We start from the raw sequence: 21,809 nt of genomic DNA on the forward strand, positions 1-21,809 counted from the left end.
AAGCTTGGGAGAATGAAAGCACATCTTAAATTCACTATATTTAAGAAACTATTCTTCTATCCAATATTTTATAGTACATGCATTCCCCTTACAAGCTTCTAAAGTACCCTCTTGCCCTGGCATTTTTAATTCTTCTGGCCGGCTTTGCCCCTAAACACTGGCAGGCCAACCCGGTGCTGGAGAAAATTCTGGCCCAGCTTACTTCTTTCACTAAGAACTACCCGCAGGAAAAAGCCTACCTGCACCTGGATAAACCTTACTACGCCGCCGGTGAAGACCTCTGGTTCAAGGCCTATCTGGTAAATGGGGCAGACAACACGCCCAGCCTCATGAGCAAGGTCTTGTACGTGGAGCTTTTGAATGAACAAGACTCCATCTACAGCCGAGCAGTGGTGCCGGTAGAAAACGGGGTAGGCAAGGGAGACTTCGCCTTGCAGGACACCATCCCAGAAGGAAAGTACCGGCTGCGGGCCTACACCAGCTGGATGCAGAACTTTGACGAGGACTACTTCTATCACCAAGACCTCCAGATTTGGAACCCCAGAACCAGCGACGTAGCCACAACGGCTAGTTTCCAGTTTATTCCGCAAACCAGCGGAGACTCTGTAGTGGCCACCGTCACGGTGAAAGACCAACGGGAAAGTCCCCTTAGACAGACACCCTTCACCTACCGTACTACCATCCATCAAAAGACGGCCTCTGTGCGTAAGGGAGTCACTAATGCCAATGGCACTTCTCAGATTAGGTTTTTCCTCCCGCATACAGAGAAGCCCCATGCCGCCCAACTAGCAGTGACGGTACAACCCGAGGGAAAGCGCCCCACCAAACACCAATTTCTGGTGCCCAACCCCAGTCAGAGACTAGACGTGCAGTTCATGCCAGAGGGCGGGCACCTGGTGGCAGACATGTGGAGCATGGTAGGAGTGAAAGTCACTAACGCCGCAGGCATGGGCCAAGACCTGCAAGGAGGCATCTATGACCAGACCGGCAAGAAAGTAGCAGATTTTAAGACCCAGAAGTTTGGCATGGGCCGGTTTGGCTTAGTACCGCAGAAAGGCATGACCTACCAGGCACGGGTGAAAGACGGCGCTGGCAAAGAAGTCACTTATCCTTTGCCAGCGGCCCAGGCAGAAGGAGTGGTGCTGGCCGTTGACAACAGCAAGAAAGACAACATCAAGATGAAGATCTTCTTGGTGGGCTACTCAAGCGAGTCTAATAGACCTCAATCTATCAGCATTGTGGGTCAGAGCGGCGGCCGTGTGTATTTTACCGGGCATGTGGCCCAGCCAAAAGAACTGCTCATGGTAGACGTACCGCGGGCCAACTTCCCTACAGGCGTTGCGCAATTCACATTGTTCTCAGAAACCGGAACGCCTTTGGCAGAGCGTCTGGTCTTTGTAAACCACCAACAGCACCTGCAACTCACCCTTACTCCAGACCAGCCTTCCTATAAGACCCGTGAGAAAGTAACCATGCGCCTGCAGGCCAAAGACCATACAGGCAAACCTGTCTCGGGGCACTTCTCTGTGGCCGTGACAGACGCCCAGAAGGTAGAACTAGTAGAGAACGGTTCTTCCATCCTCACACATTTGCTGCTCACCTCAGACCTGCGGGGCCACATTGAACAGCCCGGCTACTATTTCTCTTCAGAGAATCCAGAAGTAACCCTGGCCCTGGACAACCTCATGCTCACGCAAGGCTGGCGAAGATTTGTCTGGAAAGACATCCTGGCCGGAAAGATGCCCACTGCGTCCTTCCCCATGGAGCAGAGCTTGACGGTGGGTGGCACCGTTCTTAAGCCTTCTGGCAAGCAAGAGCCCTTTGCGCTACTCACGCTCTATGACCTCAGAAACATCACCAACATGGCCAAAGATACCGCAGACGCACAGGGCAAGTTCAGGTTTGGGGTAAACGGCATCACAGACAGCACCTACCTAGTTGTAAAAGCCAAGCCCGCCAAAGGTAAGGGAAGCCTGGAACTGCGCTTGGACAAAAGCCTGCCCATTGCCAAAGTGCAACCCCGCGCACCGTTCGGGCCGCTGCCAGAAAGCATCTCTGCCGCCCAGCAAAGCTATTTAAAGGCCAACCGGGAGCAGCTTCGCCTGGACCAATTGTCTGGCAAAAGCATTCTTCTAGGCGACATAGACATAAAAGCCAGGAAGGAGGCAGCAGAGACGCCGTACTACAACGGCTTACTTACGCACCCAGATAGAACCGTCAAGTCCTCTGAGTTGGTGCAAGGACTGGATCTATTGAACAACTTGAATGGCCGCGTGGCCGGCATCATGCTCCGTAACGGGAACATTAGCATGCGGGGCGCGGGTCCGCCGCTGTACCTGTTGGATGGTATGCCGGTAGACGTGGAGTACATAAGAGGCATTTCTGTGATGGAGGTGGAGCGCATAGACATTATAAAGCCGGGGCCCACCGCTGTCATGTACGGCACCGAAGGCGGCAACGGCGTCATTGTGGTTTCTTTGAAGAAAGGCAGCACCGGGGCAAGCACCGCCAGCCGGTTCAGCGGAACAGCGGGGTATACCGGCGTTCGTTTCCAGAACGCGCGGGAGTTCTACATGCCTTTGTATGACCAGCCCCAGAAAGAAGAGAAGCCAGATTTCAGGACCACCATCTTCTGGAGCCCGGCTGTACAGACAGACACAGACGGCCACGCCGAGTTCTCATTTTTTGCCGCAGACGCCCCAACTACCTACCGGGCCCTGGTGGAAGGATTCACCGCCTACGGCCAGCTAGGACACGGAACGGCCACGCTGCAAGTGAAAAAGGCGCTGTAAAGATTCGCGTTTTTGGCCGGTTTTCCGTAAAACAAGCTAAAAACGATCCTGCCAGTTGCGCAGGAAATTTCGTATCTTTGCCCCCTGAATTAAGTAACGCAGAAGATGTTAGATAAACTGGAAGCGATCAAGGTTCGGTTTGAGGACGTGAGCCAACAACTGATCCAGCCGGACGTAGTGAGCGACATGAAGAAGTACAAGTCCCTGAACAAGGAGTTCAAGGACCTGGAAAAGATCGTGGCCGAATACGAGCGCTATAAACTGTTGCTGAGCAACATTGAGCATACTAAACTGGTGATTTCCACGGAGAAGGACGAAGACTTCAGGGAGATGGCCAAGGAGGAACTGGACGAGCTGTTGCCTCAGCGCGAGCAGATGGAAGAAACCATCAAGGAGATGTTGATTCCAACGGATCCAGATGACAGCAAGGACATTATCATGGAGATTAGAGCCGGCGCCGGTGGCGATGAAGCCTCTCTGTTTGCCGGTGACCTTTACCGCATGTACAGCCGATTTGCAGAAAAGCAAGGCTGGAAAATGGAAGTGATTGACGTGATGGAAGGTACCGCCGGTGGCTACAAAGAAGTAATTGTAGGCATCAAAGGCGAAGACGTGTACGGCAAGCTCAAGTTTGAGAGTGGTGTGCACCGTGTACAGCGCGTACCGGCCACAGAGACGGCTGGTCGTATCCACACCTCGGTGGCCTCTGTGGTAGTATTGCCCGAAGTTGAGGAATTGGACATTGACTTGAATATGAATGACATCCGGAAGGATTTGTTCTGTTCTTCGGGTCCGGGTGGTCAGTCTGTGAACACCACGTATTCTGCCGTTCGCTTGACCCACTTACCCACTGGTTTGGTGGCCCAGTGCCAGGACCAGAAATCACAGATGAAGAACTTTGACAAGGCCTTGGCCGTGTTGCGTTCCCGTATCTATGAGCAGGAATTGGCCAAGAAAAACGAGATTGAAGGCGCCCAGCGCAAAAGCATGGTAGGCGGCGGTGATCGTTCTGACAAAATCAGAACCTACAACTATCCGCAAGGCCGTGTGAGCGATCACCGCATCGGATTGACCGTGTATAACCTGCCCACGGTGATGGACGGCGGCATTGACGAGTTCGTGGAACAACTAAGAATTGCAGAGAACGCCGAACGCCTGAAAGAAGGCGCCCAGGCATAAGATCTTATCATAAAAGGAAAGCGCAACCCGTTGGGTTGCGCTTTTTTGTTTCTGGCCGTTTTTGGGCTATTTTTCAGAAAACAGGCAAAAAACGACACCTATCATCTAGATGAGGAAATCCATTTTTACTAACAGAGCCTTTTACTGGGCGGTGATTATACTCATCGGAGCATTGCTGTCTTGGAATATCTTTTTAGCTCTTGCGTACTCTAAGTTCCTTGGAATCATTCCAATAGCAGTACAGGCCACCTTACTGTATTTAGTTTGGAGCAAACATGAGTATGCCAAAAATGGTCTCAAAACATGGGCCGTCGTGTTCTTGATCATAGGCCCAAGCCTAAAACTTTTTGGTGGGCTATTGTCAGATATTGCGCAATCAACAGTACTTGAAAACCTAGAATCTTACTTGGTTAATGCCGTTTCTATTTTAATTGGAATAGCCATTGTAGACTTTACTAATAAAACCGTCAAGGTATAAGTATTAGAACAAGAATAAAGCCTGACATTCGCACACGTCGTTTTTGGGCTATTTTTCAGGAAACAGGCAAAAAACGGCCATAAACGTTGAGCTTAGTCAACAAGCAATACAAGAATCATGATTATGAGAAAACTTTGTATTCTATTTAGCTTCCTCTTGTTGGCTATTCCTTCTTTCGCCTGTGACTGCGAAGGCCCAGAGAAGCTTTTACAGGAATCTATTCAGCAGGCACACACTATTTTCTTGGGAAAGATGGTTTCTATCAAAGAATACAAACCAACCCTAAAACCTAAGGGCAAGTGGGACAGGTATTATCTTGTAGAATTTGAGGCGGAAGAAGTATTCAAAGGCACTACCACGAAGACCATCCAATTGATGGAGGAAAGCAACTCTTGCGGTCTTGACATTATAAAGGGACAAACTTATTTAGTGTTCGCTTATTTTGATGAGCAGGAGAAAATGCCCGCCTATCACCAGTGTTTTAAGTCAGCCCTTCAAAAAGACAAGGCATCTGAAGAATTAGCTGTTTTGAGGGCCAGCAAAAAGTAACATAGGGGCCTCACCAAACCACTTCGCTTTTGGGCTACTTTAGACAAAACAGGCGAAAAATGGAGATGATGAATTTGATAGGTGTTGGGTACTAGCTCTCCTTCAACGAACTACGGCTACTCTAGCTTGACCACAAGATCCTTTCAGGATGACAACAGGTGGTAAGAGATTGGAGATTAAAAACGAAAAACAATTTTGCACCGTCCTTCTTTATCTTCACGTACTACAACATCAGCACATTAAATGCATAGCATCCTGCCATGTCCTCAGTAAAGTCAGCTTTCTTCGCTTCACTTCGTCCTTTATTGCAATGCTTAGCCATGGTGGCGTTTATGGCATGGAGTGTGGTTTCCTGCACGCCCAAGGACGAGGAGTTTACCCCAGAAGCCAGTGCTGTGCTTCGGTTTGAGGCAGACACGGTGGTGTTTGACACGGTCTTCACCGTGGTGGGCAGTGTGACCAAGCGCCTGAAAGTTTACAACAGCAACAAGAACGCAGTGCGCATCTCAGAGATTAAGGTGGCGGGCATGGGCGCATCACCGTTCCAAGTATTTGTAAATGGGAGGCCGGGCCCCTTGCTGGAGAGCGTAGAAGTTCGGGGCGGCGACAGTTTGTTGCTTTTGGTCAAAGCTACCATCAACCCCACGGCAGACAACCAGCCATTCCTGGTAAGAGACTCCATCCAGTTCCTGACCAACGGAAACCAACAACAGGTAATTCTGGAGGCGTATGGCCAGAACGCCGCGTTCTACAGAAAATACACCACAGGTTGCGCCGAAACTTGGACCGCCAGCAAAGCGCATGTGATTTATGATTCGGTGACGGTGCCGGCGGGTTGTACGTTGATTATTGAGAAGGGCGCTCAGATTCACCTGCACAAGAATGCCAAACTCAAAGTGCTAGGCACGCTCTTGGTGCGTGGTGAGGCAGAAGAACGAGTGCGCTTTCAACAAGTTCGGCAGGAGGAAGATTACCGCAATGCGCCCGGTCAGTGGCAAGGAATTGAGTTGGCTGCTACCAGCACCGGAAACCGATTGCAATACACAGAGATTAAGAACGCCGTCACGGGCATTTTCCTGAAAGCCGAAGGAAATCAAGTGCCCTCCGTCACGCTGGAGCAGACGTTTATCAAGACCATGCTGCAATCCGGTATTTTGAGCCACGGCGGAAATGTGACGCTCATCAATAGCATTATTACCAATACCGGCGAGTATGCTTTGGCGGGCCTGGGAGGCGGACTGTATAAAATCTACTTCAGCACGCTGGCTAACTACGCGAATGAATTCGTGCGCTTCTCCCCGTCCTTTGTGTTTAGTGAGGAATTAGGTAATACTAGAAAAGCGCGGTACCAGGTAGAAGTGGTCAACAGCATCCTTTGGGGAAGGCAGGACGAGGAACTTCAGTTTGGCGCGGCAACGCTGGGCTCTACCAGAAACATCAGACATTCCTTTATAAAAACAATGGCTTACGCGACTGAACTAGCGGGCAACAACAACCAAATCAATGTGGATCCTAAATTCAGGGATGCGCCCAAGTTCGACTTCCAGATCATCAAGCTCTCACCGGCTAACAAGGCAGGTATACCGCTGTCTGGCATCTTGCTGGACTATGAAGCCAAAGAGCGCGACACCACCACGCCAGACGTAGGCGCCCTAGAAGTAATTGACTAATCCCCTATTCCATGAAGTGGTTCCAAAAGTCCATCCGGCTCCCGGCCGTCAAGCGCGGCTTTCATCTCATCACAGATTTGCTAGAATCCCAACTCCCCGAACTAGAGGATTATCAGGTGGGTTTGGCGCATGTGTTTATTCAGCATACCTCGGCGGGACTGTGCATCAATGAGAATGCAGACCCTACGGTGCGGCATGACTTTGAACAGCATTTCAATAAGATGGTACCCGAGAACGCGCCGTATTATAGACATACCTTAGAAGGACCCGATGATATGCCCGCGCATATTAAGTCGGCTTTGCTGGGCTCCTCGGTTACTATTCCCATTTCCAAAGGCCGTTTGGCATTAGGCACCTGGCAGGGCATTTACCTCTGTGAGCACCGCAACAACGGCGGCAAGCGCACGGTGGTGGTCACGTTGCAGGGGCAGTAGGCATCCGTTTTTGGGCTATTTCCCATAAAACAGGCCAAAAACGCCTATCGGGCCTCAGGGGAGTATTCAATCTGATTGAAATGCACTGTGAAGGTGGTGCCTTCCCCGGGTTGGCTGTCTACGGTGATGGTGCCGCCCAAGGCTTTCACCTGCATTTTGGTCAGGTACAGACCCAGGCCCTTAGAGTGCTCGGTTCTATGAAACACCTTGTAAAGCCCGAACAGCTTGGAACCCATCTTATCCAAGTCCATGCCAATGCCGTTGTCTTGCACCGCCAGATGCAGGGTGCTGCCCGTGCGCCAGCTCTTGACGGTGATAACGGGTTGCCTCTGCGGAGAACGGTATTTGAGGGCGTTGGAGATGAAGTTGTGCAATATGCTTTCCAGGTACAGTTTGGGCATGAAGATGGAAGAAACCTGCAGGTCCTGCACCACCTGCGCCTGTGTCTGCTCCAGAACGGCCGCCAGGTTCTCCTTCTCCTTCTGAATCAATTCCTCCAGGTTTACTTCTTCCTGCGGCAACTGCTGCACCAGGTGCGTCTCTAGAATCACGTTCAGGTCATCCAGGGTCGCCATGATGTTATCACTTACCTGCTTAATGCTGTCCATCACGTAGGCAGACGTTTCCTCGCCTGGCTCTTCTACATAAAACTGGTACAGGCTCTTGATGTTGGCCAAAGGCGAGCGCAGGTTATGGGAAATGATGTACGCGAAGTCTTCTAGCTGGGCATTCTTGGTTCTGAGCTGTTCTGCGTTCAGCAATAATTCTTCGTTTAAGGTCTGTAGGTCTTGGGCCTGGTTGCGGAGCCGGATGGCAATGAGGTCTTTCAAGAGGACCTGCGCTATGTCCACCTCGTTCACGTTCCAGGGCTGCGACTTGCCTTTGATCACCTCCACCCACTCTTCAAACGACTTTCTGGGGTGAATATGCAGTCCCTGGCCCAGCATGGGTTTCTCAGGGTTTCCGGCCCAAATACGGGTTTCGGTAATTTCAGGCTTAAAGAAAAGCAGGTATTCTTGGTTGTACCTGGAGATTTCCAGGGCTAGCAAGCCACTGGCCTGCTCCTGGAAAGGCGCCGCCTCTGGCCAATGGGCAGACAACTGCCGGGTGGCAAACACGCCCTCTGGCACGTGCCCAGACAGCCACTTGATGAGTTGGCGCACTTGTTCCTCTGGCGGGGTAACGCCTAGCATGGTCATTTCGCCGTCCAGTACCAGAGCGGCGCCGTGGCCTCCGGTGAGGTCCAACAGCGTGAGCTCCTGCGTGGACAATCCTCTTGACAATCCCAGGGTGCTGTCTGCGTACTGCACCAGCGCCTGTTCTACCTGCTTGTATTGATTGAACTGCGCTATGTCTCGCTTCTCCTGGATGGCGGCAATGGCGTTACCCAGGGTTTTGCACATCAGGTCGCAGAGCTGCCGGCGCCAGACATCTATAAACACGGGTTCTACGTGATGGCAGGCCACCACGCCCCAGAGCTGGTTCTTGACAATGATGGAGAACGAGATGGTAGCGCTCACGCCCGTGTTTCTGATGTACTCTAGGTGAATCTCAGAAGGATTGCGAAGTTCAGAACGCAAAATATTAGCGGGCGCGCCGGTACCAGGATTGAGGTACGGAGAAATCTCCACGGCCCGGGCGTTCACATTGGGTATCTGGCGCACATGCTTCTGCCGCAAGAGTTCGCGGGCGGGCGCGGGAATGTCGGTGGCCGGGAAATGGTGCCCTTCAAAGGACGAAAGGTGGGCGCTGCGGCTTTCGGCAATTACGTCTGTGTTCCACTCCTCGTCAAACCTGGTGATGTCTACCCGGTCATACTGCAGCACCTCCCGGAGCGTATGGGCAACGGCCAGGGCCACCGGTTCCAGCGCGTCTAACTTGTTTAACTGGTCATACAACTGGCACAGAATGCTGTTGTGGCGCAATTTCTCAGTGTCTGGGTAGGGTACATAGGGTTCTCCTTCCAGAATAAGCTTCTCCTCAGAAAGATGCACGTGCACGGTAAACAAAACGCCCTGGATGGACAGGAAATAGGTACCTGGTTCTGTCGGGTTGAATTCTAGCCGGCCCGGCGCCACAAGTTCTGACAGGGTCTTGCCCAACACGTCTTCTAAGGGGTAAGGCAGAAACTCTTGAACGTTCTTGCTGGCCTGTTCTACCTCAAGGGAGTCTTTGTGCAGTATAAATAAAAAGCCGTATGGCTGTATCTGGCCAATCTGATGAATGGGCTCATTGTCACAATTGGTAAGGTCAACCTGGTGGTGGTGATAATTTTGCATATGCTCACGTGCTCCCCTATGACGCTCCAACAACAATAGGGCTTCTGCGATAACGCTATTGCAAGAAATACGTTACAAGTCTAAATTACGGCGCATTTCAAGCCCGACTACCTAAAGCCACAGGCGCTTCCCTTCATTTTTACAGCATGTTTGTTTCCCTTAGCACCTTCACCATTGCCAACGACTCTAATGCCAACGTACACGAGGCATTCAAGAACCGGCCTCATTTAGTAGACAACGCCCCCGGCTTTCAACGGATGGAGGTACTCTCGCCGCAGGAGAACCCCAAAGAAATCTGGCTGATGACCTACTGGGACGATGAGGAGAGCTTTAAGACCTGGTACAAAAGTCATCAGTACCAAGATTCTCATAAAGGCATACCCCAGGATACCAAGCTGGTGCCCGGCAGTGTCAAAATCAAATACTTTTCAGTGGTGAGCCATTAGGCAGCGCCGTAGAGCAATGGTTCTGACTTAATGCGAAGACGGGTTTTTACTGCCTTTCCTATCGCGAGTTCTCAATTACCGGCCCAAAGCCTGCTTCATGTCGCCTGGGTGATTTACTTTCTTGGAAGGAAGGCGCTTCTCCTAACGTACCACCTCGCCTTTTACGCCATAGCGCTCTGTATTGGAGAACAGGAGCGTCTGGGACTCATCCAGGCTGTAGGATTGCAGTTGCGGGTGGGTGCCCGGTTGAGCGTGTAGGGTAAGTTGCTTGTGGGTGGTGAACAGGAAATTTTTCTGCAGCAAGGTGGCTTCCAATTGCACCAAGCGGCCTTGCCCATCCAGGGTATAGGTGGCCTTCTGGACCATGGCGTCTGTGTCTTCCTTAGCGGTGAACTGGTACACTTGCTGGCCCTGGGCGTTGGTAGTTTTCTGCACGTCAAAGAGGCCCAGCAAAGCGGGTTTGTTTAAGTCGGCCTCAGAAAAGGTGCCTAGTTCCTGCGCCCATTCTATGTCTTGCATGGTTTTGGTTTCCATCACCTGACCGTCTTCCAGCACCGTTTTCTTTACCTGCGCGTGCGCCTGCTCCAGAGACTTCGCCTCTTGGTCCAGAAAACCCACCAGGTCAAATGCCTGGTGCGTAGAGCGCGCCGCCCTGGGCACAGGTTGATCCTGGCAAGAAACCGAAAGGAGACAAACAGACAGGCCAAAGAGAAGGGTTACTTTCCTCATAGAGGTAGGAGTAAAGAATACGGTGGTAAAAGAATGAGGTGAACCAATAAACCGTTTTTGGCCTGTTTTCTGGAAAACAGGCCAAAAACGGCATTACGCGGGCAGAGGCAAGTTAGATGCAAACCAGTTGGCGCTCTTCTTCCTTTGCCCTAGCAACCAACTGCTAAACCGTATGCGGCGTCAGCAGGGAGGTACCAGTCATGTCAGCGGGTGCCTGTAGTCCCAGCAGGGCCAGGATGGTAGGGGCAATGTCGCCTAGTTTTCCGTCCTGCAGTTCGCCTTTGTAAGTGTCATCTGCCAGAATGAAAGGGACCAGGTTGGTGGTGTGCGCGGTGTTGGGCGTGCCGTCTGGATTACGCATGATGTCGGCGTTGCCGTGGTCCGCGATAATGATGCTGGCGTATCCGTGGGCCAGGGCTGCCGTCACTACGGCTTCTGCGCATTGGTCAACGGTTTCTACAGCTTTCACGGCGGCCTCAAACACGCCCGTATGGCCAACCATGTCTGGGTTGGCGAAGTTCAGGCAGATGAAATCGGCGGTCTCGGCTTCAATCTCCGGCACAATGGCGTCTCTGAGGTCAAAGGCACTCATTTCAGGCTGCAGGTCATAGGTAGCCACTTTGGGAGAGGGGCACATGAGACGCTTCTCTCCGTTGAACGGCAACTCACGGCCTCCTGAGAAGAAGAAGGTCACGTGCGGGTACTTTTCAGTCTCAGCTATACGTATCTGGGTTTTACCTTCCTTCTCCAGTACTTCGCCCAGCGTATTCACCAGGTTGTCTTTATCAAAGATGGGCGTTACGCCTACAAACGTGTCGTCATAATTGGTGAGGGTGTAGTAGCGCAGGGACAGCGGGTGCATGTCCTGCTCTGGGAATTCGCGCTGGGTCAGGGCCTGGGTAATCTCCCGGCCGCGGTCCGTCCTGAAGTTGAAACAGATCACCACATCGCCTTCCTGGATCTTGGCCATGGGCTCGCCGTTCTCATTCAGGCAGACAATGGGCTGTAAGAACTCATCGGTCACGGCATCGTCATAAGACTCCTGCACGGCCTCGCGCCAGTTCACAGAAGCACGGCCCTGGCCATTCACTAATAAATCATAGGCTAGTTTTACGCGCTCCCACCGGTTGTCTCTATCCATGGCGTAGTAACGGCCAATGATAGAGGCAATCTTGCCGGTGCTGGTAGCTAAGCTCTCTTCTAAGTCGGTGAGGTAGCCTAAGCCGCCTTTGGGGTCGGTGTCACGGCCATCGGTGAAGGCGTGCACAAACACGTTGGACAGCCCTTGTTCATGGGCCAGGGAGCAAAGGGCCTTTACGTGGTTGAGATGCGAATGCACGCCGCCGTCAGACACCAGACCTATTAAATGCACGGGCTTGTTGTTTTCACGGGCGTAGGCAAAGGCCTCCTGCAAGACAGGATTCTGGCCCAGAGTCTTTTCTCTGATGGCTACGTTAATGCGCACCAAGTCCTGGTACACTACGCGGCCGGCACCCAGGTTCATGTGGCCCACCTCAGAGTTTCCCATCTGGCCCTCAGGCAGGCCCACGGCCTCACCAGACGCCATTAGGCGGGCATGCGGAAAGCGGTCAAACATGGCGTCCATAAAAGGCGTGCGGGCGTGCGCAATGGCAGACACGGCAGGATCTGTGCCCAGTCCCCATCCGTCCAGAATCATTAAAAGTACCTTCTTGCTCATGCGGTAAAGATACGAGACCTATGGGAAAAAGCGCGCCGTTCTACCTGTTTCTATAGATTTCCCGTATCTTTAAGGCATCTCATCTTGGTAGGGGTTTGGCATAGTTTTGGCTACCTATCTGTAAACAGGAGAAAGACGTGATGAAAAATATGAAACGAGTGCTGGCCATGGTAGTGGTGATGCTGGGGATGTTGGTAGGCGCCGGACAAGTGGCTGCTCAGTCTGATGTGGTTTCTGGCGTGAAGTCAGCGATCAAGGCAGGCTCTTCCCGTGACCTGGCCCGTTACCTCAACACCAAAGTGCAGGTGAGCATTGACGGTGACAACGCCAGCTACAGCCAAAGCCAGGCTGAAATGGTGCTGCGCAACTTCTTCAGCAAAAATGCGCCCTTGAGCTTTGACTTTGAACACCAGGGCGGCTCTGAAGACGGGCAACGCTATGCCATTGGTAAATACGCCCACAAAGGCGGCCGCTACACCGTGCTGGTTCGCATGAAAAAGTACGGCGACGCCTACAAGATTGACACCATAGAGTTTAAGTAATCGCCTTCGGGTGCAAGTAGCAAGCCGTAAGATTCTTAGATAAATTGAAAATAAACCCGCTCTTTGGAGCGATAGTTAGAAAAGGCACCGATTGTTCGGTGCCTTTTTTTATTTTTGCACCCGTGAAAGCTCCGTACCTTACCCAAGAAAGCATACAGGCGTTTATCCGGCAGGCCCTCCAGGAAGACGTAGCCGATGGAGATCATTCCTCCCTGGCCGCTATTCCGGCCTCTGCCACCAACCAGGCCAAGCTTTTGGTGAAGGATGAAGGCATCTTGGCGGGTGTGGAACTGGCCGTGGCTATTTTCAAGGAGGTAGACCCAACCCTGCGCGTAGAAGTTTTGTTGCAGGACGGCACGCCCATCAAACACGGCGACGTAGCCTTGACCGTGCACGGCAAAGCCCAGTCTATTTTAACGGCTGAGCGCCTGGTCTTGAACTGCATGCAGCGCATGAGCGGCATTGCCACCTACACGCAGAGCATTGTCAAACTGATTGAAGGCACTGGCACTCGGTTATTAGACACTCGCAAGACTACGCCTAACTTCAGGATGATGGAGAAATGGGCAGTTTTGATTGGCGGCGGCACCAACCACCGGTTTGGCTTGTTTGACATGATCATGCTCAAAGACAACCACGTGGATTACGCCGGCGGCATCAAACCCGCCATTGAAGCCACACACGCCTACCTTAAAAAACTGGGCAAAGACCTGAAGATTGAAGTAGAAACCAGAAACATAGAAGAAGTTAGAGAGGCCCTGGAAGTAGGTGGCATTCACCGCATCATGCTGGACAACTTCCCGGTAGAGAAACTGAAAGAAGCCGTAGATTTGATTGGCGGTCGGGTAGAAGTGGAAGCTTCTGGCGGCATCACGGAGAAAACCATCAGAACTGTGGCAGAAACCGGGGTAGACTTCATTTCAGTGGGTGCCCTCACGCACTCCAACAGAAGCCTTGACCTGAGTTTGAAAGCTTATAAGTAGCAAGTAGCGCGTAGCAGGTAGTAAGACCTAGTACGTGGTTTGACAGAATAGTAAAAAGCAATTAAATAGATTACCCAAGGAGCACTAACCAAGTCATGATACTTGCTACCTGCTACTTGATACCCAACAAAAATTATGCAGCAACCTAATCAAAGAGGAGGATATAGACAGGCGCAGGGAGCTTCTAATCCATTGGCCATCAGAACAAAAAAGCACCAGCAAGACAAGAACGACTACGCCAAAATGGCCATGGCCCAGGTTTGGAAGAAAGAATGGTGGCGGGCGTTGATTCCGTTGGTATTGTTTTCTCTGCCGGCGGCGTTTGCGTTCTCCTGGTGGTGGGTAGCCGCCGCCGTGCTGGTGACGGTCATTTACGTATTGTTGCGCTCAGCGCAGGTGATGGGCGTGACCCAGATGGAACAGAGCAACCCGCTGTTCCAGCGCGTGAACTATGAGATTGACCAACGCCAGGTGTTGTTGAAACTGAACGAGCGCGAAGGCATGAACATTGGCTGGGACATGATTGAGCGCGCCGCCAACCAGAAGGACGGCTACATGCTGTGGTTAAAGCAGCCCAACGCAGACCAGTTGCCCGCCGGTTTCAAAGGCTGGCTGGCCCGTACCTTCACCGTGCCGGTTTTCCTGCACCTGCCCCACAGAATTTTCAACAGCACCAATGACTTAAAGCTGATGGACTCTTTGCTGAAACGCAAGAACCTTCTGCCTGCCTAAGCAAGTATACATACCACTTCATTACGCATATAATTTCTGACCGATGATAAAGAACCTCCTTTCCGTATTTGCCGTGGCCGGCGCTCTTGCCCTGGCTTCTTGCAGCAGCGAACCATCAGACCTGCGTCCAGGGACCAAAGTGTCTGTTGACACCGTACCTCCCGGAACCCGCAACAACACGTCTAACATTGATGCCCAGGCAGACGCCGCTGAGCACCGCGAAGACGTGCAGGTAAACCATGACGAGCACGCCACTGACATTGACACCAAGACCCAGGGCACGCCGGCACATGAAGAAACCACCAAGAAAGAAGCCGTAGAGAACCACAACTAAGGTTTTTCTAACTCACTGAATACCCGTTTTTAGCCTGTTTTCCAGAAAACAGGCTAAAAACGGGTATTTGCTGTATACCTTACTTTATGAAAAAGATCTTTTTAGCCGGCAGCCTGGCCCTTGCCCTGCTCACCGCAACGTCCTGCAACACCACCGCCACCAAAGAAGAGGCAACCACCGCAGAAGCCACAGAGACTCCTGCCGCTACCGCCGCTTCAGACACTACTGCTACTTCTACCACTCAAATGGCGTACATCTGCCCCATGGAGTGCAAAGGAAGCGCCAGCATGCAACCTGGCAAATGCCCCGTGTGCGGCATGGATCTGGAAAAGAATCCAAAGTACACCGCGGCAGAAACTCCGGCGCAGCAGTAATCACGCCTGCTCAGGACCCAACCCGTCTTAGAAGCAGTCTTTACCCTTTTGGCAACACCCATGGAAGTACCCTCTGATTGGTTTAGTACCTGGTTTGACTCACCGTATTACCATATTTTGTACAAGAACCGCGACGCGCACGAGGCCCAGCGGTTCATGGACAACCTACTGGAGCACCTGCACCCCAAACCCACCTGCAAATTGCTGGATTTGGCCTGCGGACGGGGACGCCATGCCATCTACCTAAACCAGAAAGGGTATGACGTGACCGGTATTGACCTCTCTGAGCAGAGCATTGCCATTGCCAGGCAGTCTGAGAATGAGCGTCTGCACTTCTTTGTGCATGACATGCGCAACATCTTCCGGCCAGACACCTTTGACTTTATCTTCAACCTGTTCACCAGCTTCGGGTATTTTCAGGAGGACTATGAGAACGTGGTGGCCTTGCGGGCTACTACCGCCTCCATTAAGCCGGGCGGCAAGCTCATCATTGACTTCATGAACACCCAGCGCGTAATAGACCGTCTGGTGGCCCATGAAACCAAAGAGGTGGACGGCATCACCTTTGACGTCTCCCGCCGGGTAGAGATGGGCTTCATCATCAAGACCATCCAGTTCCAGGACAAGGGGCAGGACTTTGAGTACCAGGAGCGGGTGCGCGCCCTGCGCTATGAGGAGTTCCTGGAGTATTTCCAGATGTGTCAACTGCGCCTGGCCGAAGTGTTTGGCGATTACCAGCTAGGCCCGTTTGATCCTCAGAAAAGTGAACGCATGATTTTCGTGCTTAAAAAGTAAGACCTCATGTTGGTAGCTGTTTCCATTCTCTTTCTCACCGTGATGCTGGCCGGCTGGCTGGTGAAGTTTCTGCCCCCGGGCAACCAGCGGTGGCTCAAGATTCTTCTGGCTTTCAGCGGGGCCTACTTGTTTGCACTCACCATCCTGCACATTCTGCCAGACGTATTGCTTAGCACCGAGGATCCGCACCGCGTAGGCTTCTACATTCTGGCAGGTTTCTTCCTGCAGTTGATTCTGGAGGTGTTCTCGCATGGCGTGGAGCACGGGCACATTCATGCGCACGCACAGGAACACGGGCACACGCATGGCATAGGCGCCGTACCGGTCTTGTTACTGGTCTCGCTCATCATTCACTCGTTCTTGGAAGGCAGCGTGCTTATTCAGAGTAGGATGGCGGCCCAGCAGGCACACTCCCATTTACACTCCCATGCCGCCGTGGGCGACAATTTCTATCATATTCTGGCGGGTATTGCCCTGCACCACATTCCGGCCGCCATTGCGCTTATGTCGGTGCTGGTAGACCGGTTGCACAGTTTCAAGAAGGCCATGGGCTATTTGTTTCTGTTTGCCATCGCCTCACCGCTGGGGCTTTTGTTCAGTAATTACGTGGCCTTGGAGCAACTGCTCACCGGCGATGTCTTCACGGTGCTGTCTGGCCTGGTAGTAGGGAACTTCCTGCACATTTCTACCACCATCCTGTTTGAGAGCAGCCCAGAGCACCGCTTCAACCGCGGCAAGCTCATTGCCACCATTGCCGGGGCCTCCCTGGCCATCGGGGCCGGACTGCTTTAACTCGTTTTTAGCCTCTTTTCAGGAAATCAGGCTAAAAACGGATTACTGACGTTCTTTATGTAGACGTCTGGTCTAAGCTGGAATAGGAACTGGGTCAAAACCCGTATACAGCCTTCACGCATCCTTTAATGAGCATTCTATGAAAAAGCCGTTTGTTTGGATTCTGATTCTAGTGTTGTTGGGGGCAGGCGCCTGGTTCTATGACCGCTACGTGCAAGGCCCCGAGTTCTCCCTTTACCAGATCAAAAAGGCGGTAGAGGCCCACGACATGGTGGCCATTGAAAAGTACGTGGACATTAGTAGAACGTCTACCAGCCTTTTGGAACAGACCACCCAGGCGGGCCTGGCCCAGATGTCTGAGAAAGACCGCGCCATTGCCGGCTTGTTCATTGGCATGATGATGACCTCACAGAAAGACAAAGTGCTGCGCACGCTTAGGGCAGAACTGGAGCGCTACGTGCGCGAAGGCAAGGCAGGTCAGGGACCGCCCGCGCACATGGATCGGCAGGAATGGGAACAGGTTCAGGCATTGTTGCCTCTGGAGAAGGTGCTTAGAGAAAGCCAGTTGGCGAACAGCCAGGTAAAGGACATTGCTTATGTGAATAAACAGGATTCTCTGGCTACCGTGGGCTTGTCTTTAAGCATCCCGCTTCAGCCAGACCTGGTCATCTTAGACGTGCAGATGCTGGACAAAGGCAACCATTGGCAGGTGATTGGCCTGCCCAACGCCGGGGCTGTCCTGAAACAACTGGGCGTGCTGGAGTCTTTACAGCAAATTAAATTGCCGAAGCTCAGATTTTAGCGTCATCTCTTCAGTCACTGACGGGCTTTCTCCGTATAAATACGTAGCACATAGGACTTGGTTAGTAACCGGGACTTCTGTGTGCATGACCTCTTTGCTCTTTCCCTACTCATGATAGAACTGTCTCAGCTAGACCAAAAACACCTGCCCTATTTTCTGGATTGGATCAATGACCAGGAGGTGATCAAGTATTCCCTGTCGGCGTTCCATGACCTTTCCACAGAGGCAGACATCACGCAGTGGTTTGAGGGGGTGTTGCAGGACACGGAGAGCATGAACCTGGCCATCATAGACACAGAGACGCAGGAATGCCTGGGCTACGCCACCATCAGCAACATGTCTGAGGCCAGTGACGGCGGCGAGTTCTTCCTTTTCATAGGCGACAAGTCTGCCTGGGGCAAAGGCATTGGGACGGAGGTGACCCGCCAAATGGTGGAGAAGGGCTTTACCGAGCAGGACCTGCACTGGATCATTCTGGTAGTGTCCAAATCTAACCGAGGGGGCGTAAAAGCCTACCAGCGCGCCGGTTTTACCATTGAGACCATGTTCAGGCAGCGCAGCATGGAAGACGGAAAATTGCATGACACATTCCTCATGTCCATAAGAAGGGAAGAGCAGGAGGCCGCCTAAGTTTCTAGGTGTTAGGCCCTTCCCTTGCGCCAGCCATAAAATATTCTTTGCCCACAATTTTGCATTTTCAATGTATATATAGTAATATAGGTTTTTGAATGTATCTACCGCGCCAACTCCCCCACTGGCCAAGACGCTACTACAGCCAAACAACCTACATGAAACAAACTCTACTTCTGGCATCTTTCCTGGCCCTGGGGACCTGGGCACAGGCTCAAAACTCTGCCTTCAGCATCAAGCCTGCGCTTCCGCAGACCGGGCAGGAGATTACCATCACTTACAACCCCGCAGGCACTGCCCTGGCTGACGCTAGCTCTATCACGGCCCTGGCGTACTTATATGACGGCAACAAGCCCAAGGTGCAGGAAATACAGCTTTACAAAAAGAACAACGGCTGGGAAGGGTGGTTTACCCCGGCAGCCGGCATAGACGGCGCACTGCTTCAGTTCAGGGCCGATGAGAACAATGAGAACAATGGTGGTTACGGCTACTCTGTTCTGGTGCACAATGCCAAGAAACAGCCGGTGGCAGACGCTTTGCACGGGTTGGCCGCCGCCTACATTGAGTGGGGCACCGTGGTGGGCATTACGCATGACCCTAAGAAAGGGCTTCAGCTGTTGGACCAGGAGGTAAGCCAGTACCCGCACCAGGCCAGAGCCATCATCAACACTAAATTAAACGGCTTGGCCGCCGCCTACCAGGGCGAAGAAAAAAGACAGCAGATTGCCGCCGAGCTGGAAGCCTTCACCCAGTTGAAAGGATTGTCTGGCAAAGAATTACGCATGCTGGCCCAGTTCTACCAGGTAATTGGCAACACAGAGAAAGCTTCTGACTACACTTCGCGCGCCAAGGTCATGGACCCTAAGGTAGGCACGGAGAACGAGCGTCTGGCCGCCTTTAACCAAGAGAAGAACGCAGACGCCCGCATTGCCATGGGTCTGGTGTTCCTGAAAGATTTCCCTATTCATACAGAGGTGCCTAGCGTGGTTGCCTCTATGGCCACCTTGTATGCCAAGAAGCAGAAATGGACTGAGTTTGAGAACCTCTTAAAGCAGTACCCGTCTGCCAACATGTATGAAATCTACACCTCTGCCGCCTGGGCATTGTATGAAACCGGCCAGAACGCGCAGAAGGCCAAAGAACTTGCCTGGAAAGGCTATCAACTAGCCTTAAAAGAAGTAAACGAGCCTTCAGGTGCCAAAGACAACCTGCTTACCAGTGCAGACTGGAGAACCAAGCGGGAGTATGCCCTGGGCGAGGTAGCCGACGTGTGCGGTGCCATCATGCTGAAAGAAGGCGACAAGGCTACGGCCACCAAATACCTGGCGAAGGCCTATGAAAGCACCAGAGGCCTGAACCCAGGCATCAACGAGCGCTACGCCCAGGTGTTAGCAGCATCGCCTAACAAGGCCGAAGCCCAGAAAACCATTGAAGCCATTGTAGCCAGCGGCAACGGCACCTCTAGGGTGAAACAATCACTTAAGCAGTTGTTCGTGTCCCTGGGCAACAGCGAAACCGGTTTTGACGCTTACTGGAGCAAAGTAGAGGCCCCAGCCCGTGACAAAATGAAAACCGCCCTACAAAAATCTTCTCTCTAGTTCCTACTAGAAAAGCGTAGTTACAACTAAATAAACCCGGTCGTTTTTGGCCTGTTTCCTAGAAAACAAGCCAAAAACGACCGGGTTTATCTTTTTAAAAGCCACCGCGTCCAACGGCGGTTTTTATTTTTATTCTGAAAAGGAGAAACAAGATAAAATGCCCTTTCCTTTCGCAGTTCTCTATATGCTGGCTGCTACGCTTGATGCCTTAAAGTCAAGGGCTGTCGCGGTTGAATTCGCAGTTAGCTGCCACCGTATTACATAGGCGGGATGATAAAAGCTTGGCTTCAGCCCATTCTAAGCAAGAGGACTTTTTTCAAAATCCGCCCGCCAGACATCCAGTAACAGAGCTTCCTAGACACCATTTTTCCTGGAACCTCCGGCAGGTAGCCGCTTCAAGTAGATGGCAACTGCTCTTTCGCGCCTTGTTTACCATTCCACAGGAGAGGCAAAACCCAACCATCAGCAATCAACCATCCTGCTAGTACATCTTGGGCAGTTCAATGCCTTTCATTTTGCGGTACAGGCTAATGGCGGCGCTGTCTGTGAGGCCAGAGATGAAATCGGTGATGTTGAGGATTCGCTCATAGGCATCAGTGACGATGTGGCGATCGCGGGCCAGGTATTGGTTGGGAATGAGGTCTTTGTACTTTTTATGACGACTGGCGTCTGGGTAGAAAACCGTTTTCAGGAACATGTCCAGCAGGCCGCCCAGCACCTCAAAACCGGCAGACTCAATCTCCAGCACGGGGCGGTTGCGGTACACGCGCTCAATAGACACTTTCTTAATCTGGTCCAGGGCGTGCTTCTGCTTCACCTCATTGATAAGCGGTTGGTCATAGGTGCCGGCCAGAATCTCCTCTTCATGCTGCAGGAAAATATCGGCGCACTCCTGAATGAGGTTGCCAATGATGATGGCCCGCCAGAAGCCCAGCTGCTCATGGTGGTCATAAAACTCCACGCTTGATTTCTTGTTTGGGTCCCGGTTCAGGAGGGGTTGCAGCAGGGCCTCGGCCTGGTCAAAAGGAATGAGCCCCAGTTTGCAGCCGTCCTCAAAGTCAATGATGCGGTAGCAGATGTCATCGGCGGCCTCCACCAGAAACGCCAGCGGGTGCCGGTGAAACGCGCCATCGCCGGCGGGCAATAGGCCTAGTTCTGTGGCTATCTTGGCAAAATGCGCCTGTTCAGCCTGAAAGAACCCGTACTTCTTCTCACTGGTGCGCTTGGTGCCTTTCACCACCTGGTCAGAGGGGCGTGGGTACTTGGTGAACGTGGCCAGGGTGCTGTAGGTAAGGCGCATGCCGCAGGTACCAGAGCTCTGACCCGGGTGCGTGTGCGTAAGGATTCTGAAACCGGCGGCGTTGCCTTCAAAGTTCTGCAGGTCTGCTTTTTGGGCTTCGGTGAGCGGCAGTAGAAAGCGCGCAGCTTCTTCGCTTCTAAAATAGGCAGAGATGGCGTCCTCACCAGAATGCCCGAAAGGCGGGTTGCCAATGTCATGGGCCAGGCAGGCAGCGGCCACCATGTCTCCTATGTCTGAGTCTGACAGGTCTTGGTGCGTCTGCAACAGCGCTGGGTGGCGGGCCAGAACTTCCTTACCCACAATCCTGCCCAGCGATCGGCCCACGCAAGAAGCTTCTAGGCTGTGCGTGAGGCGGTTGTGCACAAAATCACTTTCAGGCATGGGCATGACCTGCGTCTTGTTCTGCAAGCGCCTGAACGCCGAAGAGAAAACAATACGGTCATAATCCCGCTGAAAATCACCGCGCACGGGGCTGTTGAGAGCCAAGGAAGTAGCAGGCGTGTCTGAGCGTTCTCTGGAGATGAGGCGCTCCCAGGTCATGGTAGGCATGGGCAGAGTCTATAAACACCCCAAGCTACACCAACGGCAGGAGTCCTGCAAAACAACACCACCGCCAGCGAAGATAAAATTTCCGTTTTTGGGCTGTTTTACCCAAAACAGCCCAAAAACGGA

The 21,809-nt window shown here is 52.4% G+C and carries 21 protein-coding genes; 17 read left to right on the top strand and 4 right to left on the bottom strand.

Going from position 1 to position 21,809, the window contains the following annotated elements; translation table 11 throughout:
- Positions 1-77 precede the first annotated feature (77 nt).
- The 6 genes from GU926_RS11760 (at position 78) to GU926_RS11785 (ending at position 7,102) form a co-directional block, all read left to right on the top strand.
- Positions 78-2,792 (top strand): TonB-dependent receptor plug domain-containing protein, encoded by a 2,715-nt coding sequence (locus GU926_RS11760; RefSeq protein ID WP_160692080.1) that lies wholly within the window; start codon positions 78-80, stop codon positions 2,790-2,792.
- Between the two features lie 105 nt (positions 2,793-2,897).
- A complete protein-coding gene (gene prfA / locus GU926_RS11765) occupies positions 2,898-3,971 on the top strand; it encodes a peptide chain release factor 1 (protein ID WP_066507215.1) in 1,074 nt (357 codons plus the stop codon).
- A 109-nt stretch (positions 3,972-4,080) separates the two neighbouring features.
- Positions 4,081-4,449, top strand: coding sequence for a hypothetical protein (locus tag GU926_RS11770; RefSeq protein WP_160692082.1), 369 nt, complete (start codon positions 4,081-4,083; stop codon positions 4,447-4,449).
- A 252-nt stretch (positions 4,450-4,701) separates the two neighbouring features.
- The gene (locus tag GU926_RS11775; protein WP_160692084.1) at positions 4,702-4,998 is read left to right on the top strand and encodes a hypothetical protein; all 297 of its coding nucleotides are present in this window, start codon (positions 4,702-4,704) and stop codon (positions 4,996-4,998) included.
- A 260-nt stretch (positions 4,999-5,258) separates the two neighbouring features.
- Positions 5,259-6,668, top strand: a complete 1,410-nt coding sequence (locus GU926_RS11780) for a hypothetical protein (protein ID WP_160692086.1) — start codon at positions 5,259-5,261, stop codon at positions 6,666-6,668.
- An 11-nt stretch (positions 6,669-6,679) separates the two neighbouring features.
- Complete coding sequence (locus GU926_RS11785) at positions 6,680-7,102, top strand: secondary thiamine-phosphate synthase enzyme YjbQ (RefSeq protein WP_160692088.1); 423 nt, start codon at positions 6,680-6,682, stop codon at positions 7,100-7,102.
- Positions 7,103-7,146: 44 nt separating this feature from the next.
- Here GU926_RS11785 and GU926_RS11790 read toward each other — a convergent pair whose 3' ends face one another.
- Positions 7,147-9,381 (bottom strand): ATP-binding protein, encoded by a 2,235-nt coding sequence (locus tag GU926_RS11790; protein WP_160692090.1) that lies wholly within the window; start codon positions 9,379-9,381, stop codon positions 7,147-7,149.
- Between the two features lie 146 nt (positions 9,382-9,527).
- Between GU926_RS11790 and GU926_RS11795 the strand changes: the two genes are divergently transcribed.
- Positions 9,528-9,827, top strand: a complete 300-nt coding sequence (locus GU926_RS11795) for an antibiotic biosynthesis monooxygenase family protein (RefSeq protein WP_160692092.1) — start codon at positions 9,528-9,530, stop codon at positions 9,825-9,827.
- Positions 9,828-9,968: 141 nt separating this feature from the next.
- Here the strand turns inward: GU926_RS11795 and GU926_RS11800 are convergent, their stop codons facing one another.
- Positions 9,969-10,556 (bottom strand): hypothetical protein, encoded by a 588-nt coding sequence (locus GU926_RS11800; RefSeq protein WP_160692094.1) that lies wholly within the window; start codon positions 10,554-10,556, stop codon positions 9,969-9,971.
- A gap of 163 nt (positions 10,557-10,719) precedes the next feature.
- A complete protein-coding gene (gpmI, locus tag GU926_RS11805; protein WP_160692096.1) occupies positions 10,720-12,255 on the bottom strand; it encodes a 2,3-bisphosphoglycerate-independent phosphoglycerate mutase in 1,536 nt (511 codons plus the stop codon).
- A gap of 149 nt (positions 12,256-12,404) precedes the next feature.
- On the opposite strand from gpmI, the gene GU926_RS11810 reads away from it, so the two are divergent.
- The 10 genes from GU926_RS11810 (at position 12,405) to GU926_RS11855 (ending at position 19,837) form a co-directional block, all read left to right on the top strand.
- On the top strand, positions 12,405-12,797 hold the full coding sequence (locus GU926_RS11810; protein ID WP_160692098.1) for a DUF4783 domain-containing protein: 393 nt from the start codon (positions 12,405-12,407) through the stop codon (positions 12,795-12,797).
- 122 nt (positions 12,798-12,919) lie between these two features.
- Positions 12,920-13,780, top strand: a complete 861-nt coding sequence (gene nadC / locus GU926_RS11815; protein WP_160692100.1) for a carboxylating nicotinate-nucleotide diphosphorylase — start codon at positions 12,920-12,922, stop codon at positions 13,778-13,780.
- Between the two features lie 135 nt (positions 13,781-13,915).
- Complete coding sequence (locus GU926_RS11820; RefSeq protein WP_160692102.1) at positions 13,916-14,512, top strand: hypothetical protein; 597 nt, start codon at positions 13,916-13,918, stop codon at positions 14,510-14,512.
- Positions 14,513-14,555: 43 nt separating this feature from the next.
- Positions 14,556-14,846 carry a hypothetical protein gene (locus tag GU926_RS11825; RefSeq protein ID WP_160692104.1) on the top strand — a complete coding sequence of 97 codons (291 nt, stop codon included), beginning with the start codon at positions 14,556-14,558 and terminating at the stop codon, positions 14,844-14,846.
- An 86-nt stretch (positions 14,847-14,932) separates the two neighbouring features.
- A complete protein-coding gene (locus GU926_RS11830; protein ID WP_232058308.1) occupies positions 14,933-15,220 on the top strand; it encodes a heavy metal-binding domain-containing protein in 288 nt (95 codons plus the stop codon).
- Positions 15,221-15,280: 60 nt separating this feature from the next.
- Entirely contained in the window at positions 15,281-16,015 is a 735-nt protein-coding gene (locus GU926_RS11835; RefSeq protein WP_160692106.1) for an SAM-dependent methyltransferase, read from the top strand.
- Between the two features lie 6 nt (positions 16,016-16,021).
- Positions 16,022-16,807, top strand: coding sequence for a ZIP family metal transporter (locus GU926_RS11840; protein WP_160692108.1), 786 nt, complete (start codon positions 16,022-16,024; stop codon positions 16,805-16,807).
- Between the two features lie 139 nt (positions 16,808-16,946).
- Positions 16,947-17,609: a DUF2939 domain-containing protein gene (locus tag GU926_RS11845; RefSeq protein WP_160692110.1), complete on the top strand. Its 663-nt coding sequence runs from the start codon at positions 16,947-16,949 to the stop codon at positions 17,607-17,609.
- Between the two features lie 111 nt (positions 17,610-17,720).
- Positions 17,721-18,239 (top strand): GNAT family N-acetyltransferase, encoded by a 519-nt coding sequence (locus GU926_RS11850; protein WP_160692112.1) that lies wholly within the window; start codon positions 17,721-17,723, stop codon positions 18,237-18,239.
- 158 nt (positions 18,240-18,397) lie between these two features.
- Positions 18,398-19,837, top strand: a complete 1,440-nt coding sequence (locus tag GU926_RS11855; RefSeq protein WP_160692114.1) for a tetratricopeptide repeat protein — start codon at positions 18,398-18,400, stop codon at positions 19,835-19,837.
- A gap of 481 nt (positions 19,838-20,318) precedes the next feature.
- On the opposite strand, the gene GU926_RS11860 is transcribed toward GU926_RS11855, so the two are convergent.
- Positions 20,319-21,686: a deoxyguanosinetriphosphate triphosphohydrolase gene (locus GU926_RS11860; RefSeq protein ID WP_160692116.1), complete on the bottom strand. Its 1,368-nt coding sequence runs from the start codon at positions 21,684-21,686 to the stop codon at positions 20,319-20,321.
- Positions 21,687-21,809 lie beyond the last annotated feature (123 nt).

The organism is Nibribacter ruber (assembly GCF_009913235.1).
GTDB lineage: Bacteria > Bacteroidota > Bacteroidia > Cytophagales > Hymenobacteraceae > Nibribacter > Nibribacter ruber.